Source organism: Pseudomonas sp. LB1P83 (genome assembly GCF_054897885.1).
This window is the reverse complement of sequence record NZ_CM142709.1, coordinates 5,798,826-5,825,338: the sequence shown is the minus strand read 5'-3', so window position 1 is coordinate 5,825,338 and position 26,513 is coordinate 5,798,826. Positions and strand designations below refer to the sequence as shown.

The following is a 26,513-nucleotide window of genomic DNA, read 5'->3' as shown; positions in this document are numbered from 1 at the left end:
GCGGGCAAGCCTCGCTCCTACGGGTTTTTGTGTGTTCGGAAATCAGCGGCGGTCGGCGACTACGCCGATCAACACCAGCACCACCAACAACACCGGCGCCAGGCTGTAGTTGTTGAACTGGCTCAGGCCTTTGATGATCCACGGCGTGGCGTAGATCAGTGCCACGCCGCTCCCGATCATGCACACCAGAGCGAGCAACGGAACGCGCAAGGCGCCGGCGATGCTGCCCAGGCGTTGGTCGACCCAGCCTTTGATGTCGGCGCCGAACAGCACCAGCAGACAGCCCACCAGCGCCAGAGAGATTTCCGACAGGTTGCTGCGGCTCCAGCGAGAGACGGTGGCGAGCAGGTCGAGTATCAAATCCATTCGTTTTCCCCTAAGGCTGAAATCAGCTCAGAAATGTTTGCAGCAAGTCATTGAGAAACAGCTGTCCGCGATCAGTCGCCGCCAGACGTGACGGTTCGACCTGCAACAGGCCGCTTTGTTCGGCTTCACGGCGGCCTTCGGCGAGGCTTTCCAGGCTCAGTCCGGTGCGTTCCGGATACAGCCGCGACTCGACGCCCTCGGTCAGGCGCAAGGCATTCATCAGGAAGTCGAACGGCAGCTCCTCGTTGGTCAGCGCTTTCTCGCCGGCCTTGAAGCTTTTGGCCGGATTCAGGTAATCCTTCGGCAGGCGAGTTTTCCAGGTGCGCACGATGCGCCCGTCCGGATGACTGAGCTTGCCGTGGGCGCCGGCGCCGATGCCAATGAAGTCGCCGAAACTCCAGTAATTGAGGTTATGCCGCGCCGGGCGACCAGGTTGTGCATAGGCCGAGACTTCGTATTGCGCGTATCCGTGTTCGGCGAGCAGCGCCTGGCCGGCTTCCTGAATGTCCCACAACGTGTCGTCTTCCGGAAGCACAGGCGGCTGGTTCCAGAACACCGTGTTCGGCTCCAGCGTCAGTTGATACCAGGACAGATGCGTCGGATTCAGGGCGATGGCCTGACGCAGGTCGCTCAACGCATCGTCCAGCGACTGATCCGGCAAGCCGTGCATCAAGTCCAGGTTGAAGTTATCGAACCCGGCCTGACGCGCCATGCCGGCAGCACGCACCGCTTCGTCACCGTTGTGAATTCGTCCCAGCGCCTTGAGTTTCTCTTCCTGAAAACTCTGAATGCCGATCGACAGGCGATTGATGCCCAGGGCGCGGTAGGCGAGGAATTTCTCTTGCTCGAATGTCCCGGGATTGGCTTCCAGGGTGATTTCGATGTCGCTGGCAAACGGGATGCGCTGTTCGACGCCTTTGAGCAAACGGCCCAAGGATTCGGCACTGAACAAGCTCGGCGTGCCGCCTCCGAAGAAGATTGAACTCAGTTCGCGACCGTAGACCGCGTGCAAATCCTGATCGAGGTCGGCCAGCAACGCGTCGACGTACTCTTCTTCCGGCAGCACTGGGCTGGCGGTGTGGGAGTTGAAGTCGCAATAAGGGCATTTGCGCACACACCACGGGATGTGGATGTACAACGCCAGAGGCGGCAGCACGGGGAGCGCGGCTCGGGGCGATGGAGCGGCACCGCCGAAAATCAGCGGTGACGCGGATGATTCAAGGGTCATATCAAGCCTAGACGCTGGCGCAGCAGATCCATTGCACGGGCGCGGTGACTGATGAGGTTCTTCTCGCTCGGGCTCAGCTCGGCGCTGGAGCAATCGCGCGACGGCACCCAGAACAGCGGGTCGTAGCCAAACCCGTGTTCGCCGCTGGCCTGGGTCAGGATGCGGCCGTGCCACAGACCTTCGCAGAGGATCGGCAACGGATCGTCGGCGTGACGCACCAGTGCCAACACACAGACAAACTGCGCACCGCGTTCGGCTTCCGGCACGTCTTTCAACACGTCGAGCAGTTTGGCGTTGTTTGCCGCATCGCCTTTGCCATCGGCGTAACGAGCCGAATAGATCCCCGGCGCACCACCAAGGAAATCCACCGCCAGCCCGGAATCGTCGGCCAGCGCCGGCAGACCGGAGATGCGCGCGGCATTGCGGGCCTTGAGGATGGCGTTCTCGACAAACGACAGGCCGGTTTCTTCAGGCTCGACGCTGCTGAACTCGCCGATCGAGCGCAATTGCACCGATTCGCCGAGCATGGCCTGGAGTTCCTTGAGTTTGCCGGCGTTGTGGCTGGCCAGTACGAGTTGCGTGAAGTTCATCATTCGCCGGGGAAAAGCTCTTGGTTGAAATTGATGGTGTTGGTTTTATCGCCGTTCTGCACCTTGATCTCGAAGGTGCGGATTTCCTGTTGATCAACCGGGAACTGGGCGATGTAGTAGATCGCGCCTTGTTCGGTGATCTGTTTGAACTTCAGCGGCACACTTTGGCTGGTCAGGTCTTTGACCGTTCCACTGACTTGAGCCATCAGCGGCTTGCCTTCCTTGATCACCGAAACGTTGATCACGCCTTGGTTCTTGCTACGGGTGAGCTCCGCGGCTTTAGCGATATCGGGTGTCAGGAAGGTGGAGTTGAAGGTGTTGTAGTGCACCGTCACATCGCCAAACTTTTCCTGACGATCACCTTTGATGACGTCGGCGGCCATCGCAGTGACGCTCAGGCAGGCAGTAAGTACAAACAGCGCTAGACGACCCATGATCGTTCTCCTTGGAATGTCGTGGTTCAGACCGCGATTTTGTGATCCTGCAACCCTGGGCTGCTGACGCGGTAAATACCGATTTCACCTAATAGATTAGGCCATAGCTTACTGGCCCACCCGTGCCGATGCTGTTGATCCACGGCAAGGCGATCAATGACCTTCGCTTCACGTTCGCGGCACAACGCTTCAAAGTCTTCGAAGGTGCAGAAGTGGATGTTCGGCGTGTTGTACCAGGTGTACGGCAGAAAGTCGGATACCGGCATCCGGCCCTTGCTCGCCAGGTACCAGCGGCAGCGCCAGTGACCGAAGTTGGGAAAGGTGATGATGCACTGGCGGCCGACCCGCAGCATTTCGTCGAGGATCTTGTCCGGGTAATGCACGGCTTGCAGCGCCTGTGTCATGACCACGACGTCGAAGCTGTTGCTGGCGAAGTTGCCCAAGCCTTTGTCCAGGTCCTGCTCGATGACGTTGATGCCTTTGGCCACGCACTCGGCGATGTTGTCCGGGTCGTTTTCCAGGCCATAGCCGGTCACTTGCTTGTGATCGCGCAGCCAGGTCAGCAGCTCGCCGTCACCGCAACCGAGGTCGAGTACGCGGCTGCCGGCGGGGATCCATTCCTGGATGATTTCCAGATCAGCTCTCATGGCTTTCTCACAACGTAATACGGTTCATGTAATTGCTGAACGCCTGCAAGTAGCGCGGGATCGGAATCAGGAAGGCGTCGTGGCCTTGCGGAGCATCGATCTCCAGGTAGCAGACGTCTTTCCTGGCCGCCATCAGCGCGTCCACCAGTTCCCGCGAACGGGCAGGGGAGAAGCGCCAGTCGGTGGTGAAAGACATCACGCAGAACTTGGCCTGGGCATTGGCAAAGGTTTTCGCCAGGTCGTCGTCGAAGTTGGCCGCCGGATCGAAGTAATCCAGTGCCTTGGTCATCAGCAGGTACGTGTTGGCGTCGAAACGCCCGGAGAACTCTTCGCCCTGATAACGCAGGTAGCTTTCGACCTGGAACTCGACGCTGTGGAAGTCGTAGTTGAGCTTTTCACTCTTGAGGCCACGGCCGAATTTTTCGCCCATCGAGTCATCGGACAGGTAAGTGATGTGCCCGACCATCCGCGCCAGCATCAAGCCGCGCTTCGGGATCACGCCCGCCTCCTGGAACGAACCGCCGTGGAATTCGGGGTCGGTGAGGATCGCCTGGCGCGCCACTTCGTTGAAGGCGATGTTCTGCGCCGACAGCTTGGGGGCCGAGGCGATGGCCAGGCAGTGACGAATGCGATCGGGGTAGGTGATGCTCCACTGCATCGCCTGCATGCCGCCGAGACTGCCGCCAATCACGGCGGCCCATTGGCTGATGCCGATCCGGTCGGCCAGCCGCGCCTGGCTGTGAACCCAGTCTTCCACAGTCAATACCGGGAAGTCGGCGCCGAAGGGCTTGCCGGTCTCCGGGTTGACGCTGCTTGGGCCGGTGGAGCCGTTGCAGCCGCCGAGGTTGTTCAGGCTGACCACGAAGAACTTGTTGGTGTCGATCGGCTTGCCGGGGCCGATGCAGCTGTCCCACCAACCGGGCTTGCGGTCGTCAGGGCTGTGGAAGCCGGCAGCGTGGTGGTGACCCGACAGGGCGTGGCAGATCAGCACGGCGTTGCTCGCCGTGGCGTTCAGCGTGCCGTAGGTTTCGTAAATCAGGTCATAAGCTGGGAGCGAACGGCCGCAGGCCAGGGCCAGGGGTTCACTGAAGTGCGCCACTTGCGGCGTCACCAGACCAACAGAATCGGCGGGAAAGGCAGTTGGCATCGACCCTGCTCTCGTTGAAATGAGGCGTAAGTCTAAAGACCGGTGGGGTTAGCGGCAAGCAAAGGCCGGGCCTGATTTCATTCAGTCAGACCGAGGTGCGGCATTCGCGGGCAACCCTCGCTCCTACAGGGATTGCGTCATCTTGTAGGAGCGAGGCTTGCCCGCGAAGAACGATGACGCGGTCAACCTGCCAGACGCAGCAGATCCGGCAAATCCGGCAGCTTCTTCGGCGAGCAAATCCGCACCCGTTTCTGCCGGTTCAACTCGCCACTGATCAAACTCACCTGACTCTTGGACACCCCAAACGCCTTGGCCAGGAACGCCATCAGATACGCATTGGCCTTACCTTCAACCGGCGGCGCCGTCAGGCGGATCTTCAGTCGATCACCGTGCAGCCCGCAGAAATCATCGCTGCGGGCCGCCGGTTGCAGGTGACACTCCAGAATCAGGTCGTCACCGTCCCAACGGAAGTAGCTCATCAGATCAGGCCGAGCAGCCCCTGCGGCATTAAGGCAAAGTGCGCGAGGCGTGGGATCAGCCAGCTTTGCAGCAACTGGATCACGATAAACGCGAAGATCGGCGAGATGTCGAGGCCGCCCAGGTTCGGAATGATCCGACGGAACGGGGCGAGTACCGGTTCAGTAATCTGCGCGACCAGCTCTGCGCCCGGATTATGGCTGCCCGGTGCGACCCAGGACAGAATCACGCTGATGATCATCGCCCAGAAAATAATGTTCAAAAACAGCGAGAAGAGGGCGATCAGTGCCCAAGGCACCAGGAACAGCCAGTCGACCATGAAGCCTTTGAGCAGCAGGATCACTGCGATCAGCAGCATTTGAATGATCAGTGCCAATACCAGCGACGACATGTCCAGCCCGAACATGCTCGGGATGACCCGGCGCAGCGGCTTGAGCAGCGGTTGAGTGGCTTTCACGATGAACTGGCAGAGCGGGTTGTAAAAATTCGCCCGAACCAGTTGCAAGATAAAGCGCATGAGCACGATCAGCAGGTACAGGCTGCCCAGGGTTTTAATTATGAAAATGGCAGCGTCATTGAGTCCAAGCATCATTGATTCCTTTGTAAGAGCTGATTAGCGGCCAAGTTGCTCAGCCATCTCGGCCGAGCGGTGCGCAGCGGCGCCGAGTGCTTTTTCGACCAGCGCTTCGAAGCCGCCGGCCTGGAACGATTTGATTGCAGCTTCCGTGGTGCCCGCAGGCGAGGTCACGCGACGACGCAATTCTGCCGCGTCGACATCGCTGGCCACGGCCATGTGCGCGGCGCCCAAAGCGGTTTGCACCGTCAATTGTGCGGCGATGTCCGCTGGCAGACCGAGCTTCACGCCAGCGGCGGTCATGGCTTCGATCAGCAAAAAGAAGTACGCCGGGCCGCTGCCGGAAACGGCGGTGACCGCGTCCAGTTGCTGCTCTTCGTTCAGCCACAGGGCAATGCCGACGGCCGACAACAGTTCTTCAGCTTGCTGGCGTTGTTCAGCATTCACTTCTGCCGTGGCAAACAAACCGCTTACACCCTGACGCAGCAGCGCTGGGGTGTTGGGCATGCAGCGCACGATCGGCTGGGCGCCGAGCCAGTTGTTCATGCTGGCGCAGGTGATGCCGGCCGCAATCGAGACCACCAGTTGATTCGGTTTCAGGCTTGGGCGAATCGCTTCGCACACGGCTTTCATCGCCTGGGGTTTGACTGCCAGCACGACGACGTCTGCGTCTTGAATGGCATCGGCGTTGTCGGCGAAAACTTCAATGCCATGTTCGGCCTGCACTTTGGCGCGGGTTTCGGCGCCCGGATCGCTGGCGCGGATCTGTGCGGCGTCCAGACCTTTGGCGCGCAGGCCGCCGATCAGGCTCGCGGCCATGTTTCCGGCACCGATAAAGGCAATACGAGTCTTGCTCATGTCAGGTCCTTATAAATAGAAGAGTCAGCCATTGCTTATGGCTGGCCATGCATTTGTTGAGAGCCGCGAGCTCCGAACAGGGCTGTTCCGATGCGGACCCAGGTGGCGCCCATGGCGATGGCCGACTCGAGGTCGTGGCTCATGCCCATGGAAAGTGTGTCGAGCGGCAGATTCAGGCTGGCTTGCAGGCTTTGCACGGCAGCGAAAGCAGCGTCCTGGGCGGCGCGATCTTCAGTCGGCTCAGGGATCGCCATCAACCCGCGCAACTTGATGCGCGGCAGTTCGCTGATGGCTTTCGCCAGGGCTGGCAGGTCGGCCGGAGTGCAGCCGGACTTGCTGGCTTCACCGCTGACGTTGACCTGGATGCAGATGTTCAAGGGAGGCAGATCGGCAGGACGTTGTTCGGACAGGCGTTGTGCGATTTTCAAACGATCCACGGAATGCACCCAAGCGAAGTGCTCGGCGATAGCGCGAGTCTTGTTCGATTGAATGGGGCCGATGAAGTGCCAGATCAAGGGCAGGTCAGCCAATTCGAGCTGTTTGCTCAGGGCTTCCTGCAGATAGTTTTCGCCAAAGTCGCGCAGACCGGCGGCATAGGCTTCGCGCAGGGCCTCGGCGGGCTTGGTCTTGCTCACGGCGAGCAATTGAACACTGTGCTCGTCGCGGTGAGCAGCCTGGGTCGCTGCCTGGATACGCGAACTAACCTGGAGAATGTTGTCTGCTATCGTGGACATCAAGAGGCGCCGGCGGTTTGAAGGTTGGCGGCATTCTACTGGAATTGAGGAGCGCTATGGATATCACTGAGCTGCTGGCCTTCAGCGCTAAACAGGGCGCGTCCGACCTGCACCTGTCTGCCGGCCTGCCACCGATGATTCGCGTTGACGGCGATGTGCGGCGCATCAACTTGCCGGCCCTGGACCACAAACAGGTGCATGAACTGATCTACGACATCATGAACGACACCCAGCGGGTGGACTTCGAGAAACACCTGGAAACTGATTTTTCCTTCGAAGTGCCAGGTGTGGCGCGTTTCCGGGTCAACGCCTTTAACCAGAATCGGGGAGCGGGTGCGGTGTTCCGGACCATTCCGTCGAAGGTCCTGAGCATGGACGATCTCGGCATGGGCGAGGTGTTTCGCAAGATTACCGAGGCCCCGCGAGGGCTGGTGCTGGTGACGGGGCCGACCGGTTCCGGCAAGTCCACCACCCTGGCGGCGATGATCGATTACCTCAACAACCATCGCCATCACCACATCCTCACCATCGAAGACCCGATTGAGTTCGTCCACGAATCGCGCAAATGCCTGATCAACCAGCGCGAAGTCCATCGCGACACCCGCAGCTTTGCCACGGCCCTGCGCTCGGCGCTGCGGGAAGACCCGGACGTGATTCTGGTGGGGGAGATGCGTGATCTGGAGACCATCCGCCTGGCGCTGACCGCCGCCGAGACCGGTCACCTGGTGTTCGGCACGCTGCACACCACATCAGCGGCGAAGACCATCGACCGCGTGGTGGACGTGTTTCCCGGGGACGAGAAGTCGATGGTGCGTTCGATGCTGTCCGAGTCTTTGCTGGCGGTGGTGTCGCAGACACTGGTGAAGAAGATCGGTGGCGGGCGCATTGCGGCACATGAAATCATGCTCGGTACTTCGGCGATCCGTAACCTGATCCGCGAAGACAAGGTGGCGCAGATGTACTCGTCGATTCAGACCGGGGGCAATCTGGGGATGCAGACGCTGGACATGTGCTTGAAGGAGTTGGTGACCAAGGGCTTGATCAGCCGGGAGCATGCGCGGGAGAAGGCGCGGTCACCGGATAATTTCTGAGGAGTCAGAAACGCCTTCGCGGGCAAGCCTCGCTCCTACAGGTTATTTGTCGTTCGCCAATATCGCGATTGACTGGAAACCTGTAGGAGCGAGGCTTGCCCGCGAAGAGGGTCTCACGATCAAAGCAAATCCCGGGTCAGGCCGGGGACTTCAAATCAGCGCTGAACAACCTGAAGGGTGTTCTTCTCTTTAGGCAGAACCCGCTTGGCAACCACGTAGTGGCTTTCCCAGTACGGTTTCTTCAAGGTGTCAATGGTCACCGACTTGCCACGACGCGGTGCGTGGATGAATCGGTCGTTGCCCAGGTAGATGGCAACGTGATTGACTCGACGGCTCTTGATGTTGAAGAAAATCAGGTCGCCCGGCTTCAGATCCTTGCGATCGACTTTCTCGCCATGACCGCTAGCCATGGCATTGGACGTGCGCGGCAGGTCAAACGTGGCGTCGTTGAACGCATATTTCACCAGGCCGCTGCAATCGAACCCTTTACTTGGGCTGCTGCCGCCCCAACGGTAAGGTGTACCGAGGACATTGACCGCGCGACTCAGCACGTTGCTGCTTTCCTTGGTCGCCATTGGCGGAACAAGGCTGCTTTTGCTGACCAGCTGTGGAGCACGTTTTTCGGATTTCTTGTTTTTGCTCGAAGGAGCAGAAACATGGGATTTTTGGGTGTAACCATTAACGTTTGGAAGACGTTGCTCACGATTGGTGGCGTGGGCGGCCAGTGGCATCAAAAGGCAAATGGTTAGCCATGTCTTGAAAAATGGACGCATTAGGCAAGGCTCATATGGGTTGGCGCGCAACTTTATAACAGCTTTTTTTGACGTTCCGAGGCCGTTGGTCGATTCAACTTGGAGGCAACGGAACCAAATAAGCGGCAAATGGACGCAATTGTCTGACAGAAGTCAGGTGGTATAAGGCTTTGACGGAACCCACGTTAACATTTGCCATACGTCGGCAACCTGTAAAAAAGTCACAAAGAATTCAAGAATATTTATCTATCGTGTGAATCGAGGTCCTTCATGAACACCTATCAACAGGCCGGCCCGCAGCAAGACACGCACAGCAAAATGATCGGCTATCTGCTGTGGATTTTTGGTTTTACCGGGGCTCACCGCTTCTATTACGGCAAGCCGGTGACCGGGACGATCTGGTTTTTCACGTTAGGATTGTTGGGTATCGGCTGGCTGATTGACGTGTTTCTGATCCCGGCCATGGACCGTGAAGCGGACCTGCGTTTCACCGCCGGGCCGATCGAGTACAACGTTGCGTGGATTCTGCTGACGTTTCTCGGGGTATTCGGCGTACACCGGATGTATCAGGGGAAGTGGATCAGCGGATTGCTGTACCTGGTGACGGGCGGGTTGTTCTTTCTGGGGGTTTTGTATGACTTCTGGACGCTGAATGATCAGGTTTCTGTGCGTAACGCGCAGAACAGAGGCACCTTCCAGTAAGTTGTGGCGAGGGAGCTTGCTCCCGCTGGGTTGCGAAGCGACCCCAAAAACAGGCCTGCTGCGCAGTCCAGCGGGAGCAAGCTCCCTCGCCACAGTGTTATGCCTGGTGGGTGATGCGCCCATCCACCAGGGTGTAACGCACAACGCCCGGCAAACTATGCCCAATAAACGGGCAGTTCTCACCCTTGGACAGCCAGGTTTCACCGGCCACGGTCGAAGCCGCCGGATCAAACAGCACGATGTCCGCCGGCCCACCTACGGCCAACTTGCCCGCTGGTAGTCGCAACGCCTCGGCAGGTCCGGTGCTGAGTCGTGCCAACAGCGTCGGCAGATCCAGCAACCCATCCTCCACCAACGTCATCGCCAACGGCAGCAACAGTTCAACACTGCTGATCCCCGGCTCGGTCGCGCCAAACGGCGCCAGTTTGGCGTCCCGTTCGTGCGGCTGGTGATGGCTGGAAATTGCCGAAACCACGCCTGACTTCACCGCTGCACGCAAGCCATCGCGGTCGGCGCGTGTGCGCAGCGGCGGCTGGACGTGATAGAGGCTGCTGAAGTCGATCAGCGCTTCGTCGGTCAGGATCAGCTGATACAACGCCACATCGGCGGTCACCCGCAAGCCACGGGCCTGAGCCTGGGCGATCAGGGCCACGCCGCGAGCGCTGGTGAGCTGGCTGAAGTGCGCACGCACGCCACTTTGCTCGACCAGCAGCAGGTCCCGGGCCAGGGCCACGGTTTCAGCGGTTTCCGGAATGCCCGGCAAGCCGAGGAAACTCGCGGTCGGGCCTTCGTGGGCCAGGCCACCTTCGGCGAGGTCGTGGTCCTGAGAGTTGAAAATCACCGTCAGGTCGAAGGTCGCTGCGTATTCCAGCGCCCGGCACAGCGTGCGGGTGTTGCGGAAACTGTCCAGGCCATTGCCGAAAGCTACGCAACCGGCATCGCGCAACGCAACGAGCTCTGCAAGCTGTTCGCCGTCCAGACCTTTGCTCAGAGCGCCGATCGGGAAGACTTTGGTGTTGCCGGCTTCGCGGGCGCGGTCGAGGATCAGTTCGGCCACGGCCGAGGTGTCCAGCACCGGTTTGGTTTTCGGCGGGCAGCACAGACTGGTCACGCCACCGGCCGCGGCGGCGCGGGTTTCACTGACGATCGAGCCTTTGCGGCTGTAACCCGGCTCACGCAGGGCGACGTTCAGGTCAACCAGGCCAGGGGCGGCCACCAGGCCTTTGGCGTCAAGGGTGTCGACGGGCACAAAACCAGCCGGCGGGGCGCCAAGGGCGACGATCTTGCAGGCTTCAATATGAATGTCGGTAACTTTATCCAGGCCAGTGGCTGGATCGATGACACGGGCGCCGAGAATGCTGAGCTTCACTGGGCGTTCTCCTGCTCGAATTGGCGCTGGGCAGTCTGCCCACTCATGGCCATGGACAGCACGGCCATACGAATCGCGATGCCGTAGGTAACCTGGTTGAGGATCACCGAGTGCGGACCGTCGGCCACCGCCGACTCAATCTCCACCCCACGGTTGATCGGCCCCGGGTGCATGACGATGCAATCCGGTTTGGCCCCGGCCAGGCGCGCAGTGGTCAGGCCGAACAGGCGGTAGAACTCACCTTCACTCGGCAGCAGGCCACCGGTCATGCGCTCGCGTTGCAGGCGCAGCATGATCACCACGTCGACGTCTTTCAGGCCTTCGGTCATGTCGGTGTACACCTTCACGCCGTATTGCTCGATGCCGATCGGCAGCAGGGTTTTCGGTGCGATCACGCGGATGTCCGGGCAACCAAGGGTTTTCAGCGCCAGCATGTTCGAGCGTGCCACCCGCGAATGCAGGATGTCGCCGACGATGGCCACCGAGAGGTTCTCGAAGCCGCCCTTGTGCCGACGAATCGTCAGCATGTCGAGCATGCCCTGGGTTGGATGCGCGTGACGGCCGTCGCCGCCGTTGATGATCGCCACTTGCGGGCAGACATGTTCGGCGATGAAGTGCGCCGCGCCGGAATCACCGTGACGCACGACGAACATGTCGGCAGCCATGGCTTCCAGGTTGCGCAGGGTGTCGAGCAGGGTTTCGCCTTTGCTCGCCGACGACGTGGACACGTTCAGCGTTATCACGTCGGCCGACAGGCGCTGGGCCGCCAGTTCGAAGGTAGTGCGGGTGCGGGTGGAGTTCTCGAAGAACACGTTGCACACGGTCTTGCCGCGTAACAGCGGGACTTTCTTCACCGCCCGGGCGCCGACTTCGAGGAATGAGTCGGCGGTGTCGAGGATTTCCGTCAACAACTCGCGGCGCAATCCGTCGAGCGAGAGGAAGTGTCGCAGCTGGCCCTGATCATTGAGCTGCAGCGGGCGCTTGGTTTCTAGAGGCGTCATCGCGAGGGGGACTCTCAATAGGGCGAATTAAAGGGCGAGGTCTTGCAGTTCGAGCTTGAGTTCCGGGCCGGACAGCTTCACCCGCTCATGGGCAGCCAGCGCCAGCGTCGCGCCGACCACATTCGGGCGGATCGGCAGCTCGCCGGCGTCCAGGTCCAGCAGGCACACCAGCGTCACGCTGGCCGGGCGGCCGTAGTCGAACAGTTCATTCATCGCAGCACGGATGGTGCGGCCGCTCATCAGTACGTCGTCGATAAGCACCAGGTCCTGGCCTTCGATCTCGAACGGCAGCGCCGAGGGGCGCACTTGCGGGTGCAGGCCGTTCTGGCTGAAATCGTCGCGGTAGAAGGATACGTCCAGGGTGCCGAGGGGCGAATCGCTGCCCAGTTCATCGAGCAACGCCTGGGCGACCCAGACACCGCCGGTGCGAATGCCGATGTAACGCGGTTCGCTGATGCCACGGTGTTCCAGATGTGCCTTGAGACGGATCGCCATCTGGCTGATCAGTTCGGCGGGATTGGGCAGGCTCATGGTTGCTCCTTCTTGGGCCCGAGCCGGTGTGTGCGGGGTTTGGCTCGGGTTGTAGCTAAGAGAGACGCCGTGACGGCTCTTCAGGATTCGAACAGTGCGGTGTTTTCGTCGAGCCAGCCTTGCAACAGCAGGGCGGCGGCGATGGCATCGACCGGGTTGTCGCGGTAGCTGCCCTTTTGTCCGCCACGATCACGCCGTTCACCCTTGGCTTCGAAGGTGGTCAGGCGTTCGTCGTGGGTATAGAAGGGCAGGTTGTAGCGGCCATTGAGGCGGCGGGCGAATTTCTCCGCGCGCAGGCACATGTCGCTCGGCGTGCCGTCCATGTTCAGGGGCAGGCCGACGACTACCGCGTCGGGCTTCCACTCTTTAATGAGGGCTTCGACCTGGTTCCAGTCGGGAACCCCGTTTTGCGCTTTCAAGGTACACAGCTCGCGGGCCTGGCCGGTAATCACCTGGCCGACCGCAACGCCGATCTGTTTGGTGCCGTAGTCGAAGCCCAGAATCAGTCGCAGGGCCATCAGGCGTGGCCCGCCTGGCTGGTGAGCAGGCTGAGATTGACCCCGAGGTGCTTGGCCGCCGCTTCCAGGCGCAGCTCGCTGCTGGTGTTGAACAGGATGTCGGCTTCGAACGGGCAGGTCAGCCAGGCGTTCTGCGCCAGTTCGGCTTCAAGCTGCCCGGCTTCCCAGCCGGCGTAACCGAGGGCAATCACGCTTTTCGCCGGGCCAACGCCGTCAGCGATGGCGAACAGCACATCCTGGGAGGTGGACAAGGAAAGGTCGCCTTCCAGATCAACGGTCGCCTGAAACGTCTTGCCCGAGGGGTGCAGGACAAAACCGCGATCAGTCTGAACCGGGCCGCCGATAAAGATCGGCACATGCTGGCAGAGCACGGGCGGTTCAATGTCGGGACGCAATTGCTCGAGGATATCGGCCAGATTCAGGTCTTGCGGCCGGTTGACCACCAGCCCCATGGCACCATTGGCCGTGTGCTCGACGATGTAGGTCAAGGTGTGCGCAAAGTTCGGGTCGGCCATGTGAGGCATGGCGATCAGGAAGTGATGCTTGAGGTAGCTGGGGCTGACGTTCTTCATGAGCGCTAGTGTGGCGTTGGAGGGGCGAACTGACAAGCTGGGGATGCGTCAGAATTGCCTTGGCGGGTGTCTTTTGATCCGGGTTTTGTTATGAGGGCCTCTTCGCGGGCAAGCCTCGCTCCTACAGGTTTGGTATGCACTTTGAAAATGGCGCATTACCTGTAGGAGCGAGGCTTGCCCGCGAAGCCGTCGGCTCAATCACCACAAATCAATCGGTCAATTACTGGACAACCGGTCCCCACGAGCGAATTTCCACGTGCGGATGATTTCCAGTCGGTCAATATCCGTCAAATCCCCGGTAAACGGCGAAAACGGTGCCGCCAGCCGCACAATCCGCTGCGCCGCTTGGTCCAGCAGCGGTTGCCCGGAGGATTCCAGCACCAGCACTTCATACAACGAGCCGTCGCGGTTGATCGAGACCATTAACCGCAAATTGCCGTAGATCTGCTTGCGCCGTGCTTCGTCGGGGTAGTTCAGGTTACCGATGCGCTCGACCTTCTTGCGCCATTCGTCCTTATACCAGGCGCCCTTGTCTTTCATGGTCGAAGCAGCGCTCAGGCGGTGGATGCGCGGGCGCTTGGCGTACAGCTGTTGTTCGTTGGCCAGTTCCGCTTCCAGGCTGGCGATGTCGCTGGACAGCTGTTCGGTGTCGAACGTCGGCGCCGCCACGGCGGGTTTGGTTTGTGGCTTGACCTCTTCGTTCTTGGCCGGGGCTTTTTTCGGCTTCGGCGCAACCGTGGTCACGGCAGCCTTGGGCGCTGCTTCCGGCACTTCGGGCTTGGCAGCCGGCGGTGGCGTGACTTTCTGCACCTTGTTGTCCTGGAACGGCGCGACCTCGGTGGTCTTGGGAATTGCCTTTTTATCCAGGGTGCCGCTGCCTTCCTGATTTTCCTGGGCGAGGAAATCAGCTTTCGCAGGCTTCTTTTCGCTTTTGAAGGTGGCGAGGGTGATTTCCAGGGTTTTGCTGATCTGCTGGGGTTCGACCATCGTAAAGCCGACGCCCAACAGCAAGGCCAGGTGAATCAACGCCGCGAGAAACAGGGTAAATCCGAGGCGATCGACCGGGCGCACGCCACGATGGGCGAGTTCAGCGGGCAGATCGGACGGGAGAGTCATGAGGGAAAAACCAACATCGCGATTTTATGGGCTCGGCATGATAGCGCAATGTTGGTTTTTAGCTTCAAGGTACAAGCTTCAAGCGACAAGCTGTATGCCGGGTGTTTCAAACTTGCGGCTTGTGGCTTGCAACTTTCAACTTCTTCTCAATGGCATCCATCAGCAGGCCGCCGATGTCGGTGCCGAACGCGTTATCAATCTCGCGAATGCAGGTCGGGCTGGTGACGTTGATTTCGGTCAGGTGTTCGCCAATCACGTCCAGGCCCACGAACAGCAGGCCTTTTTCACGCAGGGTCGGGCCGACCTGGGCGGCGATCCAGCGATCCTTGTCGCTCAGCGGACGGGCTTCGCCACGGCCACCGGCGGCGAGGTTGCCACGGGTTTCGCCAGCGGCAGGAATCCGCGCCAGGCAATAATCCACCGGTTCGCCATCGATCATCAGGATGCGTTTGTCGCCGTCCTTGATCGCCGGCAGGTAAGCCTGGCCCATGATCTGCTGGGTGCCCAGCGCGGTCAGGGTTTCCAGAATCACCGACAGGTTCGGATCGCCGGCGCGATGACGGAAGATCGAGGTGCCGCCCATGCCGTCCAGCGGCTTGAGGATCACGTCGCCATGCTTGGCGGCGAATTCGCGCAACACGTCGGCGCGGCGGCTGACCACGGTCGGCGGCGTGCACTGCGGGAACAGCGTGGCGAACAGCTTTTCGTTGCAGTCACGCAGGCTTTGCGGCTTGTTGACCACCAGCACGCCAGCGCGCTCGGCTTGTTCCAGCAGGTAAGTGGAGTAGACGAACTCCATGTCGAACGGCGGATCCTTGCGCATCAGGATCACGTCCAGATCGCTCAGCAGCGCGTCGGTCTCGGCTTCCAGTTCAAACCATTTTTCCGGGTTGGCGAAGACTTTCAACGGACGCATCCGCGCCCGGGCCTCGCCTTCGCCCTGATACAAATCGCGCTGTTCCATATAGAACAGTTCCCAGCCGCGCTTCTGTGCGGCCAGCAGCATGGCCAGCGAGCTATCCTTTTTATAGGAAATGCTGGCAATAGGATCCATGACAATCCCGACGCGAACGCTCATGGGTTTTTCCTCGAATTTGGGGTGGCTTAACAGCTATCAAAAAGTGGCGTCAGAGTGGCGCTCAGTGTGTTCCCGGTCAAGGAAAAACCACCGCACCAGTCGCCCGATAGATTGGTTTTAGAGACTGTGCTAAAAAGGCTGCCATATCGTTCTGGCCCTTAAACATCAAGGGTTTCGAGCCTCCGGTTATCGGAAATGGACAATTTGATTCGCAAAGGCGACGGCAGAGCATTTATGGACCAGCATTCCAGCGCCTTGAAGGTCATGGTGATCGACGATTCGAAGACGATTCGTCGCACCGCCGAAACGCTGTTGAAGAACGTGGGTTGTGAAGTCATCACGGCCATCGATGGTTTCGATGCCCTGGCCAAGATTGCCGACAATCACCCCGGCATCATCTTTGTCGACATCATGATGCCGCGCCTGGATGGCTATCAGACCTGCGCGCTGATCAAGAACAACAGTGCGTTCAAGTCCACGCCAGTGATTATGCTGTCGTCCAAAGACGGGCTGTTCGACAAGGCCAAGGGGCGCATCGTCGGCTCCGACCAGTTTTTGACCAAGCCTTTCAGCAAGGAAGAACTGCTCAACGCGATCCAGGCCCATGTACCGGGCTTCGCCGCCGTTTTGCCGCAGTAGGACACGCACAGTGACGCTCGGCCAGCGGGCCCGGCGTCGACAAGAATGGGGAAGACCATGGCACGTATTCTGATCGTCGATGATTCGCCGACCGAAATGTACAAACTGACCGGCATGCTGGAAAAGCACGGTCATGAAGTGTTGAAAGCCGAAAACGGCGCCGACGGCGTGGCCCTGGCCCGCCAGGAAAAACCAGACGCCGTGCTGATGGACATCGTCATGCCCGGCCTCAACGGTTTCCAGGCGACCCGCCAGCTGACCAAAGACCCGGACACCGGGCACATTCCGGTGATCATCATCACCACCAAGGATCAGGAAACCGACAAGGTCTGGGGCACGCGCCAAGGCGCCAAGGATTACCTGACCAAACCGGTCGACGAAGAGACCCTGATCAGAACCCTGAACAACGTGCTGGCCGGTTGATCGTCCGGCCATGACCGAGTCGCTGACGGCTTTCGAACTGCTGCTGCAGATCGACCAGCGCTGTCGTCTGCTGGCGGCGGATTTGCCGTCCCAGCCGACCCGGCAGGACCGCTGGAGCGGCATCGGTTTTCGCCTGGGTGAACACTGGTACGTCGCGCCCATGGGCGAAGTCAGCGAGGTCTTGCACGAACCGCGTTTCACCCAGTTGCCGGGCGTCAAACCCTGGGTCAAGGGTGTGGCCAACCTGCGCGGGCGGTTGCTGCCGATCATGGATTTGTGCGGCTTCTTCGGTCATGAACAGTCGACCCTGCGCAAACAGCGGCGGGTGTTGGTGGTGGAACACGGCGAAGTGTTTGCCGGGCTGATGGTCGATGAGGTCTTCGGCTTGCAGCACTTTGCCCAGGACACTCTGGAGCCGGTGGTGATGGCTGATCTGCACGGGCCGATTTCAGCGTTCGTCAAAGGCCGGTTTCAGCGTGAACAGACCTGGCAAATATTCAGTCCGTTTACGCTGGCGCAGTCGCAGAGCTTCATGCATGTAGCGTTGTAATCAAGGCGACATGCAACTTTGTAGGAGCGAGGCTTGCCCGCGAAGCAGGCGACGCGGAGTTACAGAAAAAACCGCGTTTTCGTTCTTCGCGGGCAAGCCTCGCTCCTACAAGGGCGTCGTTGAATTGGGCAGTACAGGCGAGGACCGATGATAAAAACAAAGACAGGCAAGCCAGAAGGATCGCGCAGCCGCTCGCAGATCATCGTGCTGTTCATCGCGCTGATCATCTTCATCATGCTGCTGTTCGCCAACTTCGCTTACCTCAACACTCAAGCCACGTACGACAAACAGTACATCGGGCATGCCGGCGAGTTGCGCGTGCTGTCCCAACGCATCGCCAAGAACGCCACCGAAGCCGCCGCCGGCAAGGCTGCCGCGTTCAAGTTGTTGAGTGATGCGCGCAACGATTTCGCCCAACGCTGGGGTTACCTGAAGAAAGGCGACCCGGCCACCGGCCTGCCGCCGGCACCGTCTACCGTGCGCCCGGAAATGCGCGCCGTGCAACTCGACTGGGAACGCCTGCTGAAAAACACCGATGCGATCCTCTCCAGTGAGCAGACCGTTCTGTCGCTGCATCAGGTCGCCGCGACGCTGGCCGAAACCGTGCCGCAGTTGCAGGTCGAATACGAAAAAGTCGTCGAAATTCTCCTGCAACGCGGTGCTCCGGCCGGTCAGGTGGCCATGGCCCAGCGTCAGTCGCTGCTGGCCGAACGCATTCTGGGCGCGGTGAATACTGTGCTGTCCGGCGATGAAAACTCGCAGCAAGCTGCCGACGCTTTTGGTCGTGACGCTGCGCGATTCGGTCAGGTGCTCAATGGCATGCTCCAGGGCAATACGACCCTGCGGGTCAGCCAGGTCGAAGACCGCGATGCTCGCGCCCGGTTGACCGAGATTTCCGAACTGTTCGAATTCGTCTCCGGCTCTGTGGATGAAATCCTCGAAACCTCGCCGGAGCTGTTCAAGGTTCGCGAATCGGCGAGCAACATTTTTACCTTGTCGCAAACCCTGCTCGACGAAGCCTCGCACCTGGCCACCGGGTTCGAAAACCTGGCCGGCGGACGCGACACCGACACCATTGGCGGCTACGTATTGGGCCTCTTGGCGCTGATGTCGATCATCCTCATCGGCCTGGTGATGGTGCGCGAAACCAATCGCCAGCTGCGTGAAACCGCCGAGAAGAACGAGCGCAACCAGAACGCGATCATGCGCCTGCTCGACGAGATCGAAGACCTCGCTGATGGCGACCTCACCGTGACCGCCTCGGTGACCGAAGACTTCACCGGGACCATCGCCGACTCGATCAACTATTCCGTCGATCAACTGCGCGACCTGGTGGCAACAATCAACCTCACCGCCGGCCAGGTCGCCGCCGCCGTGCAGGAAACCCAGGCCACCGCCATGCACCTGGCCCAGGCTTCGGAACATCAGGCGCAACAGATCAGCGAAGCCTCGACCGCGATCAACGACATGGCGCAGTCCATCGACCAGGTCTCGGCCAACGCTGCTGAATCCTCGGCGGTGGCCGAGCGTTCGGTGGAAATCGCCAACAAGGGCAACGAGGTGGTGCACAACACCATCCACGGCATGGACAACATTCGCGAGCAGATTCAGGACACCGCCAAGCGCATCAAGCGTCTGGGCGAGTCCTCTCAGGAAATCGGCGACATTGTCAGCCTGATTGATGACATTGCCGACCAGACCAACATCCTCGCGCTCAACGCGGCGATCCAGGCCTCCATGGCAGGTGATGCCGGGCGCGGTTTTGCGGTGGTGGCCGACGAAGTGCAGCGGCTGGCCGAGCGATCGTCCGCCGCCACCCGGCAGATCGAAACCCTGGTACGGGCGATCCAGACCGACACCAACGAGGCGGTGATTTCCATGGAGCAAACCACCACCGAAGTGGTGCGCGGCGCGCGTCTGGCGCAGGATGCCGGAGTGGCCCTGGAAGAAATCGAAGGGGTATCGAAGACCCTTGCAGCGCTGATCCAGAGCATTTCCAACGCAGCGCAGCAGCAGACGTCGTCGGCCGGTCAGATTTCCCTGACAATGAACGTGATCCAGCAGATCACCACGCAGACCTCGTCCGGCTCAACCGCCACCGCTGAAAGCATCGGCAACCTGGCGAAGATGGCCAGCCAGCTGCGGCGTTCGGTGTCCGGCTTCACCTTGCCGGCCAAGTCCGCAAACAACGTTTGAACCGCCTCAGGGCGTACGCATTTGATTGGAGTAGTTATGGGTGATCGGCACGACTATGTGGCCCTCGAGTGGGTCAAAGGCGAGATTGCCGAAACGCTGAAAGTGGCTCATCAAGCGATCGAAACCCTACTTGATGACCCTCAGGCGACGCACGCCCTCAGCGAATGCCTGGCGTGCATCCATCAGGTTCACGGCAGTTTGCAGATGGTCGAGTTCTACGGCGCGGCCCTGCTCGCCGAAGAAATGGAACAACTGGCCACCGCCTTGCAGCAGAACCGCGTCAGTCATCGCGACGAGGCGCTTCACCTGTTGCTGCAAGCCATCGGGCAACTGCCGATCTACCTCGACCGGGTGCAAGGCGCGCGCCGTGACCTGCCCTTGGTGGTGCTACCGTTGCTCAACGACTTGCGCAGTGCCCGGGGCGAAAGCCTGTTGTCGGAAACCAGTCTGTTCAGCCCGCAATTGCTCGACCTGCCGCCGCTGGACGAAGAGTCTCTGGCCCTGCTTGAACCGGCGGATTTTCCCAATGTGCTGCGCAAGTTGCGGCAGATGCTGCAAATGGCTTTGGTCGGATTGCTGCGTGAACAGGATGACGACACTAACCTAGGTTATCTGACCAAGGTTTTTTCACGCCTTGAAGGGCTGTGCGGCAACGCACCCTTGAGCCCGTTGTGGCAAGTCGCCTCGGCGCTGGTCGAAGGCATGCGCGGTGGCTCGATTGCCAACAGCCCGGCGCTGCGCAGCCTGTTCAAGGACGCCGACAAAGAACTCAAGCGCCTGCTCGAACAGGGCATACGCGGCATCAATCAGCCGGCACCGCCGGAGTTGCTCAAGAGTTTGCTGTTCTACATTGCCAAGGCCGAACATCCCACCGGGCAGATGCTGACCATGAAAGATCGTTACTCACTGGACGACGCGCTGCCTGACAGCGCAATGGTCGACGAAGAACGCGCCCGCCTGGCCGGTCCCGACCGTGACGCCATGCGCTCGGTGCTGGCCGCGCTCTGTGAGGAACTGGTGCGAGTCAAGGAACGCCTCGATCTGTTCGTGCGCAGCGACCGCCAGCACACCTCGGACCTTGAAACCCTGTTGGCGCCGCTGCGGCAAATCGCCGACACCCTGGCGGTGCTGGGTTTCGGCCAGCCGCGCAAAGTCATCATCGATCAACTGGCGGTGGTGCTGAGCCTTGCTCAGGGCCAGCGCGAACCCAACGACGCCATTCTCATGGACGTCGCCGGGGCCTTGCTCTACGTCGAAGCGACGCTCGCCGGGATGGTCGGCACCGTAGAGCCGGAGAGCCAGGAAGAAAGCCACCTGCCGACCACCGACCTGACGCAGATCCACCAGATCGTGATCAAGGAAGCGCGCATCTGCCTGCAACAGGCCAAGGACATGATCGTCGACTACATCGACGCCGACTGGGATCGCCAGCATTTGCAGGCATTACCGGCGTTGCTGACCCAGGTGCGCGGCGCGCTGTCGATGATTCCGTTGAGCCGTGCGGCGAGCCTGATCGAAACCTGCAACCACTTCATTCGCGAGCATCTGCTGCTGGACCCGGACCAACCCGGCTGGCAGGAACTGGACAGCCTGGCTGACGTCATCACCAGCATCGAGTACTACCTGGAGCGTCTCAGCGACGACCCCGAAGCACCGGGCGAACAATTGCTCGACGTGGCGGAAAAAAGCCTGGCCTCACTCGGGTTTTTCCCCAGCGAACAGCATGTGCCGATGCTTGAGGATGTGCTCAGCCCGAGTGAAGCCCAGGTCATGCAAGACATGCAGGCACTTGATGATCCCGATACCGTCCAGTCGCTGGCCGATGTCTTGGCCAGCCCGGTTTCTTCGGTCAATCCACCTGCCCTGACCACCCCGGGCAGCCTGTTGCCACCGCCCGCCGGCGAAGAACCGGTGGACGATGAGCTGCGGGAGGTCTTCCTCGAAGAGACCGATGAAGTCCTGGATATCCTCCGGGAATACTTGCCGCGCTGGGTCGCCAATCCCGACGATGAAGCCGCCTTGAGTGAATTGCGCCGGGCGTTCCACACCTTGAAAGGCAGTGGCCGGATGGTCCGTGCGCTGGTGCTGGGCGAGCTGGCGTGGGCAGTGGAAAACCTGCTCAACCGCGTGCTGGAACACAACGTTGCGCCGGGCGCGGCGGTGCAACAATTGCTCGGCGATGCACTGAGCCTGCTGCCGGAGCTGGTGGCCGAATACGCCACCAATGCCCAACGCCAGCGCAACGACGTCGACCAGTTGGCCGCTCGCGCCCATGCCCTCGCCAAGGGCGATACGCCTGCCAGCGATGAAGACACCCAGGACGTCGCGGCCCTCGATCCGCTGTTGCTGGAGATCTTCCGCAAGGAAGCCGAGACCCATCTCGCCAGCCTCAACCGCTTCCTCGATCAGGCCGCCGAGCATGTGCCGCTGCAAGCCAGCGACGAGTTGCAACGGGCGTTGCACACGTTGAAGGGCAGCGCCTCGATGGCCGGCGTATTGCCGATCGCCGAGCTGGCAACGCCGCTGGATCAACTCGCCCGCGAGTACAAGGCGCACCTGATCGCCCTCGACCTCGACGAAGTCGAACTGCTGCTGGAAGCCGAAGGTCTGTTCCGCCTCGGGCTGCGGCAGCTCAAGGGTGATCCGCTGGCCGAGATTCCGGGTGCTCATTCGTTGATCGAGCGCACCAAGGCGTTGCTCGCCGAGCGTCTGGACGCGCTGTTGAAAGCGCCGAACACGACGTTGCGGACCAAGCGTGATCCGCAACTGATCAACAACTTCCTGGCCCAGGGCATGGACATCCTGCTGGACGCCGAAAGCCTGTTGCAACGCTGGCAGCAACACCCCGGCGAGCGTCAGGAACTCACCGCGTTGCTGGATGAATTGACCACGTTGGGCGAAGGCGCGCATCTCGCCGATCTGCACCCGGTGGATGAACTCTGCGAAGCGTTGCTCGACCTGTATGGCGCCGTGGAGGAGAGCAGTCTGGCGGTCAGCGACCGGTTTTTCCATGAGGCGCAAAGTGCTCACGAAGCGCTGATCAACATGCTCGACGAACTGGCTGCCGGCCAGGAAGTCAGCCCGCAACCGGAACGCATCCGGGCCTTGCGCGGCTTGCTGGATGAAAGCCTTGATCCATCGTCCATGGGCCTGATCCGCAGCGATGGCAGCCGCACCCTGAGCATCCGGGAACTGGGCAGCGCCACCGCGGAACTGGAACAGACCGCGACCCAGGTCGAGCTGGACGATGAGATCGTTTCGATCTTCCTCGAAGAAGCGGTGGATATTCTCGAGAGCGCCGGTCAGGCCTTGCAGCGCTGGCTGAACGACCCGGAAAACGCCGCGCCGCTGTCGTCCTTGCAGCGCGATTTGCACACGCTCAAGGGCGGCGCGCGGATGGCCGAGGTCGAGCCGGTCGGCGATCTGGCCCATGAATTGGAAAGCCTTTACGAAGGCCTGGTGGACCGCCGTTACAGCCACAGCGAAACCCTGGCGCAGCTGCTGCAACGGAGCCATGACCGCCTCGCGGTGCTGCTTGAACAGCTGCAGAACCAGCACGCGCTGGGTGCCCCGAACGAGCTGATCGAAGCGATTCGCGAGTTCCGTCAGGGCAACGCCAACACCGCCGAAGTGGTGGAGCCCGCGCCGGCCAATGACTCGCCGGGGCATGACCCCGAACTGCTGGAGATCTTCCTTGAGGAAGGTTTCGACATCATCGAAAACTCCGGCGCGGCCCTCGTTCGTTGGCAAGCCGAGCCGTCGAACCGCCAGGAAGTGGAAACCCTGTTGCGCGACCTGCACACGCTCAAGGGCGGCGCGCGGATGGTGGAAATTGCCCCCATTGGCGACCTCGCCCATGAGCTGGAATTTCTCTACGAAGGCCTGTCCGCTGGCGTGCTGCAACCGACCCCGGCGCTGTTCGGGCTGCTGCAAAGCAGTCACGACCGACTGGCGCAAATGCTCGATGCCACCCGCGCCGGTCAGCCCTTGCCGCCGGCCGACCGGTTGATCGATGCGATCAAGAACTTCAGTCATCCCGCCGCTCTCGATGCGCCAGTGGTGCTGCCCGCCGCACCGAAACCCGACACGCCCGCGCCGCAAGCCGAAGCGGGCGCCGACATGGTCAAGGTCTCGGCAGAACTGCTCGACGATCTGGTCAACCTGGCCGGTGAAACCTCAATCTTCCGTGGCCGTATCGAGCAACAGGTCAACGATGCGCGGGTGGCCCTGAGCGAGATGGAAACCACCATCGAGCGGATGCGCGATCAGTTGCGCCGGCTCGATACCGAAACCCAGGGACGGATTCTCAGCCGCCAGCAAGTCGAAGCCGAACGTCTGGGCTACGAAGAATTCGATCCGCTGGAAATGGACCGTCACTCGCAGTTGCAGCAGTTGTCGCGGGCGCTGTTCGAATCCGCCTCCGACCTGCTCGACCTCAAGGAAACCCTCGACCGCCGCAATCAGGACGCGGAAAACCTGCTGCAACAGCAGGGCCGTATCAACACCGAATTGCAGGAAGGTCTGATGCGTACGCGCATGGTGCCTTTCGAGCGCATGCTGCCGCGGTTGAAGCGCATCGTCCGCCAGGTTTCCAGTGAGTTGGGCAAAGACGTCGAGTTTGTGGTCGGCAACGCCGAAGGCGAGATGGATCGCAACGTGCTCGAGCGCATGGCTGCACCGCTGGAGCACATGCTGCGCAACGCCGTGGACCACGGTCTGGAATCGGCCGAGGTGCGTATCGCGGCGGGCAAACCGGCTCAGGGTCGGATCACGCTCGACTTGTCCCGCGAGGGCGGCGACATCATTTTTGACATCCGAGACGACGGCGCGGGTGTGCCGCTGGACGCGGTGCGGCGCAAGGCGATCAAGCGCGGCTTGCTGGCCCCGGACGCCGACATCAGCGACCGCGACGTGCTGCAATTCATCCTGCAACCGGGGTTCTCCACCGCCGAGAAAATCACCCAGATCTCCGGGCGTGGCGTGGGCATGGACGTGGTTCACGAAGAAGTCCGGCAGCTTGGCGGTACGATGGTCATCGACTCGACACCGGGGCAGGGTGTGCACTTCCGCATTCGCCTGCCGTTCACCGTTTCGGTCAACCGCGCGCTGATGGTGCAGTGTCTGGAGGATCAATACGCGATTCCGCTGAACACCATCGACGGCATCGTTCGCGTGTTACCCAACGAACTTGAAGGGCATTACCGGCTCGATCCGCCGACCTATGAATACGCCGGGCAGCGTTACGAACTGTGCTACCTCGGTGAGTTGCTGAAAACCAGCACCCGTCCGAAACTGCTGGGCCAGAGCCTGCCGCTGCCGGTATTGCTGGTGCAGTGCAACGAGCGACATATCGCCGTGCAGGTTGACTCCATGGCCGGTACTCGGGAGATCGTGGTCAAAAGCCTCGGCCCGCAGTTTGCGTCGGTGCAGGGACTGTCCGGGGCGACGATTCTTGGCGATGGCCGGGTGGTGCTGATTCTCGACTTGCTGGCGCCGATCCGCGCCATGCAGGCGCAAGTGCCGCAACGGACGCAGACCCAGGATGCGGAAGTCGAGCCGCATAAACCGCTGCTGGTGTTGGTGGTCGACGATTCGGTCACTGTACGCAAGGTCACCAGCCGTTTGCTGGAGCGCCACGGCATGAACGTGCTGACTGCCAAGGACGGGGTCGACGCCATGCTGCTGCTCGAAGAACACATGCCCGACCTGATGCTGCTGGACATCGAAATGCCGCGCATGGACGGTTTCGAAGTGGCGACCCAAGTGCGCAGCGACGAACGTTTGCAGCACTTGCCGATCATCATGATCACCTCCCGCACCGGCCAGAAACACCGCGACCGCGCCATGGCCATCGGCGTCAACGACTACCTCGGCAAGCCGTACCAGGAATCGGTGCTGCTCGACAGCATCGCCCTGTGGAGCAAAACCCATGCTTGAGCACCGCACCAGCAATCTCACCGGGCTGCTGTTGCCCTTGGCCGACCGCAACCTGATCCTGCCCAACGTGGCGGTGGCGGAGTTGATCGACTATCAACCGGGGGCGTTCGATCTGGACACGCCACCGTGGTATCTGGGGCTGGTGAAGTGGCGGGATCGGCAGATTCCGTTGCTGAGTTTCGAATCGGCGTGCGGCAATAAAGTCGTCATCGGCGAGCGGGCGCGGATCGTGATTCTCAATGCCCTCGGTGGGCGCCCTGAGCTGAAGTTTATTGCGCTGCTGGTGCAGGGGATTCCACGGTCGTACAAGCTCGACAGTCAGTTGAGTTATGTCGATGTGCCGTTGTGTCCGCTGGAACAGGCGGCGGTGCAGGTGGGGGAGCAAGTGGCCAAAGTGCCTGACTTGTTGGCGCTGGAGGAGTTGCTTGTTACAGCAGGGTTAGCCCACTGATCGTTCCCACGCTCCGCGTGGGAATGCCTCTTCGGACGCTCCGCGTTCGGCTGTTGAAGGGACGCAGAGCGTCCCGGGCTGCATTCCCACGCAGAGCGTGGGAACGATCATGACCTGACGGCTAAACCTTGGCCTGAGCCCGCAGCTGCATCTGCAACGCCTCGTTATGGTCCAGCGCCCGCTCCACCAACAACTGCACACCATCGGCCATTCGACTGAGCGCCAGGGCTACCGAACGGCGCGATCCTTCCACATCGTCCGCCAGATCGGCCGCAATGGCGCTGATGGACAGCAAGTCTTCAGAGGCGTTGGCCAGAAGGGCCTCGGTATCGATATCGGGGGAGACGGTAAAGAGGGGATGCTTGCGGCGCTTGCCCGGTTTTTCCTGGGCAGGGGGAAAGTAATAAGAGAAGACGCGGTCGGCGGCTTCCTTGAGTTTTTCGGCTTCAAGGATTGCTTCGGGATCGGTGTCGGTTTCTGGGGGGTTGGGAGTGGCTTTGAACATTGTGAGTCTCCGTGCTGGGGTAAGGCT

The 26,513-nt window shown here is 60.8% G+C and carries 27 protein-coding genes; 8 read left to right on the top strand and 19 right to left on the bottom strand.

Annotated elements, in window-relative coordinates:
- Positions 1 to 42: 42 nt before the first annotated feature.
- The 10 genes from ACYZTY_RS26785 to ACYZTY_RS26740 form a co-directional block, all read right to left on the bottom strand.
- Positions 43 to 366, bottom strand: coding sequence for a DUF3392 domain-containing protein (locus ACYZTY_RS26785; protein ID WP_131061120.1), 324 nt, complete (start codon positions 364 to 366; stop codon positions 43 to 45).
- Between the two features lie 22 nt (positions 367 to 388).
- On the bottom strand, positions 389 to 1,594 hold the full coding sequence (gene hemW, locus ACYZTY_RS26780; protein WP_461956139.1) for a radical SAM family heme chaperone HemW: 1,206 nt from the start codon (positions 1,592 to 1,594) through the stop codon (positions 389 to 391).
- A complete protein-coding gene (gene rdgB, locus ACYZTY_RS26775; RefSeq protein ID WP_461956138.1) occupies positions 1,591 to 2,187 on the bottom strand; it encodes an RdgB/HAM1 family non-canonical purine NTP pyrophosphatase in 597 nt (198 codons plus the stop codon). Before rdgB ends, hemW begins: the two co-directional genes overlap by 4 nt.
- Complete coding sequence (locus ACYZTY_RS26770; protein WP_461956137.1) at positions 2,184 to 2,618, bottom strand: DUF4426 domain-containing protein; 435 nt, start codon at positions 2,616 to 2,618, stop codon at positions 2,184 to 2,186. Before ACYZTY_RS26770 ends, rdgB begins: the two co-directional genes overlap by 4 nt.
- Before the next feature lie 26 nt (positions 2,619 to 2,644).
- The gene (metW, locus tag ACYZTY_RS26765) at positions 2,645 to 3,265 is read right to left on the bottom strand and encodes a methionine biosynthesis protein MetW (protein ID WP_461956136.1); all 621 of its coding nucleotides are present in this window, start codon (positions 3,263 to 3,265) and stop codon (positions 2,645 to 2,647) included.
- Positions 3,266 to 3,272: 7 nt separating this feature from the next.
- Positions 3,273 to 4,412 carry a homoserine O-succinyltransferase MetX gene (metX, locus tag ACYZTY_RS26760; protein ID WP_131061126.1) on the bottom strand — a complete coding sequence of 380 codons (1,140 nt, stop codon included), beginning with the start codon at positions 4,410 to 4,412 and terminating at the stop codon, positions 3,273 to 3,275.
- Between the two features lie 182 nt (positions 4,413 to 4,594).
- Entirely contained in the window at positions 4,595 to 4,891 is a 297-nt protein-coding gene (locus ACYZTY_RS26755) for a DUF167 domain-containing protein (protein ID WP_461956135.1), read from the bottom strand.
- Positions 4,891 to 5,478, bottom strand: coding sequence for a YggT family protein (locus tag ACYZTY_RS26750; RefSeq protein ID WP_461956134.1), 588 nt, complete (start codon positions 5,476 to 5,478; stop codon positions 4,891 to 4,893). The genes ACYZTY_RS26755 and ACYZTY_RS26750 overlap by 1 nt, the downstream gene beginning before the upstream one ends.
- A 24-nt stretch (positions 5,479 to 5,502) precedes the next feature.
- The gene (proC, locus tag ACYZTY_RS26745; RefSeq protein ID WP_461956133.1) at positions 5,503 to 6,321 is read right to left on the bottom strand and encodes a pyrroline-5-carboxylate reductase; all 819 of its coding nucleotides are present in this window, start codon (positions 6,319 to 6,321) and stop codon (positions 5,503 to 5,505) included.
- 35 nt (positions 6,322 to 6,356) lie between these two features.
- A complete protein-coding gene (locus ACYZTY_RS26740) occupies positions 6,357 to 7,055 on the bottom strand; it encodes a YggS family pyridoxal phosphate-dependent enzyme (protein WP_461956132.1) in 699 nt (232 codons plus the stop codon).
- Between the two features lie 56 nt (positions 7,056 to 7,111).
- Here ACYZTY_RS26740 and ACYZTY_RS26735 point away from each other — a divergent pair, with 56 nt between their 5' ends.
- On the top strand, positions 7,112 to 8,146 hold the full coding sequence (locus ACYZTY_RS26735; protein ID WP_054044408.1) for a type IV pilus twitching motility protein PilT: 1,035 nt from the start codon (positions 7,112 to 7,114) through the stop codon (positions 8,144 to 8,146).
- Between the two features lie 155 nt (positions 8,147 to 8,301).
- Here the strand turns inward: ACYZTY_RS26735 and ACYZTY_RS26730 are convergent, their stop codons facing one another.
- Entirely contained in the window at positions 8,302 to 8,919 is a 618-nt protein-coding gene (locus ACYZTY_RS26730) for a C40 family peptidase (protein ID WP_461956131.1), read from the bottom strand.
- Between the two features lie 249 nt (positions 8,920 to 9,168).
- On the opposite strand from ACYZTY_RS26730, the gene ACYZTY_RS26725 reads away from it, so the two are divergent.
- Positions 9,169 to 9,600, top strand: a complete 432-nt coding sequence (locus ACYZTY_RS26725) for an NINE protein (protein WP_461956130.1) — start codon at positions 9,169 to 9,171, stop codon at positions 9,598 to 9,600.
- A 97-nt stretch (positions 9,601 to 9,697) separates the two neighbouring features.
- On the opposite strand, the gene ACYZTY_RS26720 is transcribed toward ACYZTY_RS26725, so the two are convergent.
- From ACYZTY_RS26720 to gshB, 7 genes are all read right to left on the bottom strand, one after another.
- Positions 9,698 to 10,969: a dihydroorotase gene (locus tag ACYZTY_RS26720; protein WP_461956129.1), complete on the bottom strand. Its 1,272-nt coding sequence runs from the start codon at positions 10,967 to 10,969 to the stop codon at positions 9,698 to 9,700.
- A complete protein-coding gene (locus tag ACYZTY_RS26715; RefSeq protein WP_007897943.1) occupies positions 10,966 to 11,970 on the bottom strand; it encodes an aspartate carbamoyltransferase catalytic subunit in 1,005 nt (334 codons plus the stop codon). Before ACYZTY_RS26715 ends, ACYZTY_RS26720 begins: the two co-directional genes overlap by 4 nt.
- Positions 11,971 to 11,997: 27 nt before the next feature.
- Positions 11,998 to 12,501: a bifunctional pyr operon transcriptional regulator/uracil phosphoribosyltransferase PyrR gene (pyrR, locus tag ACYZTY_RS26710; protein ID WP_213941707.1), complete on the bottom strand. Its 504-nt coding sequence runs from the start codon at positions 12,499 to 12,501 to the stop codon at positions 11,998 to 12,000.
- An 80-nt stretch (positions 12,502 to 12,581) separates the two neighbouring features.
- Positions 12,582 to 13,019 (bottom strand): Holliday junction resolvase RuvX, encoded by a 438-nt coding sequence (gene ruvX / locus ACYZTY_RS26705; RefSeq protein WP_003195067.1) that lies wholly within the window; start codon positions 13,017 to 13,019, stop codon positions 12,582 to 12,584.
- A complete protein-coding gene (locus ACYZTY_RS26700; RefSeq protein ID WP_461956128.1) occupies positions 13,019 to 13,591 on the bottom strand; it encodes a YqgE/AlgH family protein in 573 nt (190 codons plus the stop codon). Before ACYZTY_RS26700 ends, ruvX begins: the two co-directional genes overlap by 1 nt.
- Positions 13,592 to 13,807: 216 nt before the next feature.
- Positions 13,808 to 14,707 carry a TonB family protein gene (locus tag ACYZTY_RS26695; RefSeq protein ID WP_461956127.1) on the bottom strand — a complete coding sequence of 300 codons (900 nt, stop codon included), beginning with the start codon at positions 14,705 to 14,707 and terminating at the stop codon, positions 13,808 to 13,810.
- A gap of 106 nt (positions 14,708 to 14,813) precedes the next feature.
- A complete protein-coding gene (gene gshB, locus ACYZTY_RS26690; protein WP_461956126.1) occupies positions 14,814 to 15,785 on the bottom strand; it encodes a glutathione synthase in 972 nt (323 codons plus the stop codon).
- Positions 15,786 to 16,019: 234 nt separating this feature from the next.
- On the opposite strand from gshB, the gene pilG reads away from it, so the two are divergent.
- From pilG to ACYZTY_RS26660, 6 genes are all read left to right on the top strand, one after another.
- Complete coding sequence (gene pilG / locus ACYZTY_RS26685; RefSeq protein ID WP_027926573.1) at positions 16,020 to 16,424, top strand: twitching motility response regulator PilG; 405 nt, start codon at positions 16,020 to 16,022, stop codon at positions 16,422 to 16,424.
- A gap of 57 nt (positions 16,425 to 16,481) precedes the next feature.
- Complete coding sequence (gene pilH / locus ACYZTY_RS26680; protein WP_461956125.1) at positions 16,482 to 16,847, top strand: twitching motility response regulator PilH; 366 nt, start codon at positions 16,482 to 16,484, stop codon at positions 16,845 to 16,847.
- 10 nt (positions 16,848 to 16,857) lie between these two features.
- Positions 16,858 to 17,397, top strand: coding sequence for a chemotaxis protein CheW (locus ACYZTY_RS26675; RefSeq protein ID WP_461956124.1), 540 nt, complete (start codon positions 16,858 to 16,860; stop codon positions 17,395 to 17,397).
- A gap of 147 nt (positions 17,398 to 17,544) precedes the next feature.
- A complete protein-coding gene (locus tag ACYZTY_RS26670; protein ID WP_461956123.1) occupies positions 17,545 to 19,593 on the top strand; it encodes a methyl-accepting chemotaxis protein in 2,049 nt (682 codons plus the stop codon).
- Between the two features lie 36 nt (positions 19,594 to 19,629).
- On the top strand, positions 19,630 to 25,530 hold the full coding sequence (locus ACYZTY_RS26665; RefSeq protein ID WP_461956122.1) for an Hpt domain-containing protein: 5,901 nt from the start codon (positions 19,630 to 19,632) through the stop codon (positions 25,528 to 25,530).
- Positions 25,523 to 25,981 carry a chemotaxis protein CheW gene (locus ACYZTY_RS26660; protein WP_461956121.1) on the top strand — a complete coding sequence of 153 codons (459 nt, stop codon included), beginning with the start codon at positions 25,523 to 25,525 and terminating at the stop codon, positions 25,979 to 25,981. Before ACYZTY_RS26665 ends, ACYZTY_RS26660 begins: the two co-directional genes overlap by 8 nt.
- A 121-nt stretch (positions 25,982 to 26,102) precedes the next feature.
- Here ACYZTY_RS26660 and ACYZTY_RS26655 read toward each other — a convergent pair whose 3' ends face one another.
- Complete coding sequence (locus ACYZTY_RS26655) at positions 26,103 to 26,486, bottom strand: DUF6124 family protein (protein ID WP_461956120.1); 384 nt, start codon at positions 26,484 to 26,486, stop codon at positions 26,103 to 26,105.
- Between the last annotated feature and the right edge of the window lie 27 nt (positions 26,487 to 26,513).

Bases quoted from the DNA above. Each gene is read 5' to 3' on its own strand.
- ACYZTY_RS26785 (WP_131061120.1), bottom strand. From the start codon at position 366: ATGGATTTGATACTCGACCTGCTCGCCACCGTCTCTCGCTGGAGCCGC.
- hemW (WP_461956139.1), bottom strand. From the start codon at position 1,594: ATGACCCTTGAATCATCCGCGTCACCGCTGATTTTCGGCGGTGCCGCT.
- rdgB (WP_461956138.1), bottom strand. From the start codon at position 2,187: ATGATGAACTTCACGCAACTCGTACTGGCCAGCCACAACGCCGGCAAA.
- ACYZTY_RS26770 (WP_461956137.1), bottom strand. From the start codon at position 2,618: ATGGGTCGTCTAGCGCTGTTTGTACTTACTGCCTGCCTGAGCGTCACT.
- metW (WP_461956136.1), bottom strand. From the start codon at position 3,265: ATGAGAGCTGATCTGGAAATCATCCAGGAATGGATCCCCGCCGGCAGC.
- metX (WP_131061126.1), bottom strand. From the start codon at position 4,412: ATGCCAACTGCCTTTCCCGCCGATTCTGTTGGTCTGGTGACGCCGCAA.
- ACYZTY_RS26755 (WP_461956135.1), bottom strand. From the start codon at position 4,891: ATGAGCTACTTCCGTTGGGACGGTGACGACCTGATTCTGGAGTGTCAC.
- ACYZTY_RS26750 (WP_461956134.1), bottom strand. From the start codon at position 5,478: ATGCTTGGACTCAATGACGCTGCCATTTTCATAATTAAAACCCTGGGC.
- proC (WP_461956133.1), bottom strand. From the start codon at position 6,321: ATGAGCAAGACTCGTATTGCCTTTATCGGTGCCGGAAACATGGCCGCG.
- ACYZTY_RS26740 (WP_461956132.1), bottom strand. From the start codon at position 7,055: ATGTCCACGATAGCAGACAACATTCTCCAGGTTAGTTCGCGTATCCAG.
- ACYZTY_RS26735 (WP_054044408.1), top strand. From the start codon at position 7,112: ATGGATATCACTGAGCTGCTGGCCTTCAGCGCTAAACAGGGCGCGTCC.
- ACYZTY_RS26730 (WP_461956131.1), bottom strand. From the start codon at position 8,919: ATGCGTCCATTTTTCAAGACATGGCTAACCATTTGCCTTTTGATGCCA.
- ACYZTY_RS26725 (WP_461956130.1), top strand. From the start codon at position 9,169: ATGAACACCTATCAACAGGCCGGCCCGCAGCAAGACACGCACAGCAAA.
- ACYZTY_RS26715 (WP_007897943.1), bottom strand. From the start codon at position 11,970: ATGACGCCTCTAGAAACCAAGCGCCCGCTGCAGCTCAATGATCAGGGC.
- pyrR (WP_213941707.1), bottom strand. From the start codon at position 12,501: ATGAGCCTGCCCAATCCCGCCGAACTGATCAGCCAGATGGCGATCCGT.
- ruvX (WP_003195067.1), bottom strand. From the start codon at position 13,019: ATGGCCCTGCGACTGATTCTGGGCTTCGACTACGGCACCAAACAGATC.
- ACYZTY_RS26700 (WP_461956128.1), bottom strand. From the start codon at position 13,591: ATGAAGAACGTCAGCCCCAGCTACCTCAAGCATCACTTCCTGATCGCC.
- ACYZTY_RS26695 (WP_461956127.1), bottom strand. From the start codon at position 14,707: ATGACTCTCCCGTCCGATCTGCCCGCTGAACTCGCCCATCGTGGCGTG.
- gshB (WP_461956126.1), bottom strand. From the start codon at position 15,785: ATGAGCGTTCGCGTCGGGATTGTCATGGATCCTATTGCCAGCATTTCC.
- pilG (WP_027926573.1), top strand. From the start codon at position 16,020: ATGGACCAGCATTCCAGCGCCTTGAAGGTCATGGTGATCGACGATTCG.
- pilH (WP_461956125.1), top strand. From the start codon at position 16,482: ATGGCACGTATTCTGATCGTCGATGATTCGCCGACCGAAATGTACAAA.
- ACYZTY_RS26675 (WP_461956124.1), top strand. From the start codon at position 16,858: ATGACCGAGTCGCTGACGGCTTTCGAACTGCTGCTGCAGATCGACCAG.
- ACYZTY_RS26670 (WP_461956123.1), top strand. From the start codon at position 17,545: ATGATAAAAACAAAGACAGGCAAGCCAGAAGGATCGCGCAGCCGCTCG.
- ACYZTY_RS26665 (WP_461956122.1), top strand. From the start codon at position 19,630: ATGGGTGATCGGCACGACTATGTGGCCCTCGAGTGGGTCAAAGGCGAG.
- ACYZTY_RS26660 (WP_461956121.1), top strand. From the start codon at position 25,523: ATGCTTGAGCACCGCACCAGCAATCTCACCGGGCTGCTGTTGCCCTTG.
- ACYZTY_RS26655 (WP_461956120.1), bottom strand. From the start codon at position 26,486: ATGTTCAAAGCCACTCCCAACCCCCCAGAAACCGACACCGATCCCGAA.